Here is a 3,160-nt window from a genome sequence, read left to right on the forward strand (position 1 = left end):
TCTGATGACCAGAACGACAAGAGCCGTGTAACGGGCGACTGTTACGCACGGTTCTGTGAGAGCCGAGGGGTGAGATTCCCCTCGGCTACTCGGCAGCATGCTTGTTTCGAGTCTAGTGGGCTGACGCCGCGGGTCCGGGCGATGGTGGTTCGTGACCCACCCGATCGGGGTGCGCGCGGCGCTGGTAGTGGCAGTGGCGGGCGACGGCTTGGTGGCGTTGGCGCCAGTGTGATCAGCGGAGCCGGTGCCGGGGCCTCGGTAGCCAGGTTGCGGGGGAATGGGCAAGATCCAGGAGCCGTCGCACTTCTGCCACGGTGAGGGGAACGATGCTGCTCGGACCGTTTCTTCGGCCCCCTTTTCGAGGGCGTGGGCGGCCATCGCGGCCAGGAAGGTGTGCGCGAGCATGGCAGCGTGATGTGGCGTACCAGCCCACGTAGCGGCGGACTTCGTACTGGTCCAGGCCGCGCTCGTTCTTCGCGGCCTGGAAGCACTCCTCGATGGCCCATCTGGAGCCGGCCACGCGGACGTCATCACGGATCTCGTCTGGATCCCACTGGCACCACGACAGCAGCCGCTGCAAGCCGTACGGGGTGGCTTGGCCTGCGTGCTCGGCGAGCTGGTGAGGTCGGACCGGGGCGCCCTGCCGACGTTGCCGTCGGTGGGTTTCCCCGGCCCGCCTCCCGAACCGGACGTGCCCGATTTCCAGGCATCCGGCTCTCCACAAGCCCTCTCAGACGGCCGTTGCCGTCGTGGTCCCGTTGGGCCAAGGCGAGGGGATCTTGTTGCCGCGGTAGAGGTAGCGGTGGGTCCGCACCTTCGCGCACTTGAACAAGGTCACCTCGTCGTCGGCGGGCCACCATCGGCCCGCGCTGTAGCGGCGGCGCAAACTCTTCCAGCTGGACCGGCGGTGCTTGCGCCGCAGCCACCCGAATACCTGGCGCCAGGTGAAGGCCGACAGGTATTGGAAGGTCGCGGACGACACCCCGTGCCGGAAGTACGCCGTCCAGCCCCGCAGCACCGGGTTGAGATGGTGCAGCACGACTGCCAGCGGCAGGTTCGTGTCCTGTCTGCACAGCGTCTTGACCTTCTCCTTGACGGCTTGGAGAGCCTTCTTGGAGGGGTAGAGGTAGACGTAGTGCTTCTGGGTCCCGCGTTTGCGGTGGCGCTGGAGGTGCCACCCCAGGAAGTCCAGCCCCTCGTCGATGTGGGTGATCGCCGTCTTCTCCACCGACAGCCGCAGTCCCATGGGGGCACATACTGCCGCCACCTGGGTGCGTATGTCTTCGGCCTGCTCACGAGTCCCAGTCACAGCGATCAGAAAGTCGTCCGCATACCGAATGAGCCGGTAGTTGGGCAAATTCTGCCGACGTCGTCGGGCCCGCTGGCCCTGTGTGGAGTTCGGCCCGCCCGGGCCTGCCGCGATGAACTCATCAAGGACAGACAAGGCGATGTTGGCCAGCAGCGGCGAGAGAATCCCACCCTGCGGAGTGCCGGTGTCGGTGTCCTTGGACTGGCCACCCTCGCTGAGGATGCCCGCTTTCAAGAACGCCCTCACCAGGTCAAGAACGCGTCGGTCCCCGACTCGGCGGCGCACCCGACCCATCAGAGCCGTGTGGTCGATCGAGTCGAAACACGCCTCGATATCCCCCTCCACCATCCACTCATAGGAGCTCTTGACGAAGTGGTGTGCCTCGGCGAGCGCGTCATGAGCCCGGCGTTTGGGGCGGAACCCGTAGGAGCACGGGAGGAAATCCGCCTCAAAGATCGGCTCCAACACCAGCTTCAGGGACGCCTGGACCACCCGGTCCCGCACGGTGGGGATCCCCAGCCGACGGCGCTTGGCCGTCCCCGGCTTGGGGATCATCCGTTCCCGCACGGGAAGCGGGCGGAAACCACGGTCCTTCAGATCGGACCGCACCTCGTTGAGGAAGACCTCAACCCCTCGCCCGTCCTCCACGGAACGAGCAGTCTGCCCGTCCACTCCGGCCGAGCGGGCGCCCCTGTTCCCCCGCACCCGAGCCCACGAGACCAGCAAAAACGCGGGATCGGCAACGAGATTGAACAGGTCGTCGAACCGGCGATCACGATCGTCGGTCGCCCAACAGTGCAGCTTGGTCTGCATCTCCAGTACCCGGCGCTCGGCCTTGAACAGCGCGAACTCCAGCGCGTCGGTATTCACTAACGGCCTCCCGGCATTGCAGCATCCTCCCTGCCGACTTGCTGGCCCCCTTCGCCATGCGCGGAGCTTTCCTCCGCTCGGACTACTACGGGGCCTCCGCCCCACCTGCGGACCTCAGCCGGCAACGGGCCTGCCCTCGATCTCCGGACCGGATGCCGGGAAATCGGGGGCGCCCACAGGCGGTTCCCACGTTCACCATGTGCCGATCAGCCAGGTCGGCGTCCTGCTACTACCCCGGCAGCATCACCACGCCTAGCCGCAGACCTTCAGCGTGGCCTCCCCACCGGCAGTTGGAGACCGGCTTCGGAGTTGACCACCCCTGTCGAAGCGAGCGGTCACGCACTGCACCCGGGCCCATATCCGCCAGATTGGAGCCCGGTGACAAGACTTACGGGGCTTTACACAGGTTCCTCTTCGTACGCCTTCTGGCCTTGCTTGCCGAACCCGACGCGTCTGGCAGTGCCGCACCGTCCCGGCGTTGTCGGGGCTGCTTCCCGCCCTCACCGTCGTTCCCCGGATCAGACTGCCCCCAGCTTCTACCGAGCCGCTGCGACGGCCCGGCGGCGAAGGTCTTCCACCTCCACTCGGTCACACGGCGCCTCGTGGCGCACCCAGCTGTTCTTCCGGCTCACCGGGCCCAGCAGCCCACGCACATAGTCCTGCATCCGACGCCGCGGCTCGATGCGGCCGAACCGCTGGCCCACCCGCAACAGCAACGACTCCAACTCGGTGGCCCACAGCCCTGCTTCGCTATCCGGCTCCATGGCAGGCTCAACGCCACCTCGATCGGGTGGGTCACGAGCCACCATCGCCCTGATGCAGCGTCAGCTCACTAGACTCGGGACAGGCGTGCTGACCAGGGAAATGGAGAAGGGCAACTGGAGAACTAGTGTCGCGTGAATGAAGTCCTTGGACGAAGAGTCGGAGTGCGGTTGAATGGCGTATGCCTGTTGCTGCGCCGTTGGTCGTGTCCGATGCGGA

At 66.3% G+C, this 3,160-nt stretch carries 1 protein-coding gene and 1 pseudogene; both read right to left on the reverse strand.

Annotated elements, in window-relative coordinates; all coding sequences use genetic code 11:
* Positions 1 to 730: 730 nt before the first annotated feature.
* On the reverse strand, positions 731 to 2,179 hold the full coding sequence (ltrA, locus tag AB0M29_RS45030) for a group II intron reverse transcriptase/maturase (protein ID WP_365393639.1): 1,449 nt from the start codon (positions 2,177 to 2,179) through the stop codon (positions 731 to 733).
* Positions 2,180 to 2,790: 611 nt separating this feature from the next.
* Positions 2,791 to 2,943 (reverse strand): annotated as a pseudogene (locus AB0M29_RS45035) (IS701 family transposase); the annotation flags it as partial.
* Positions 2,944 to 3,160 lie beyond the last annotated feature (217 nt).

The organism is Streptomyces sp. NPDC051976 (assembly GCF_040680795.1).
Classification (GTDB): Bacteria; Actinomycetota; Actinomycetes; order Streptomycetales; family Streptomycetaceae; genus Actinacidiphila.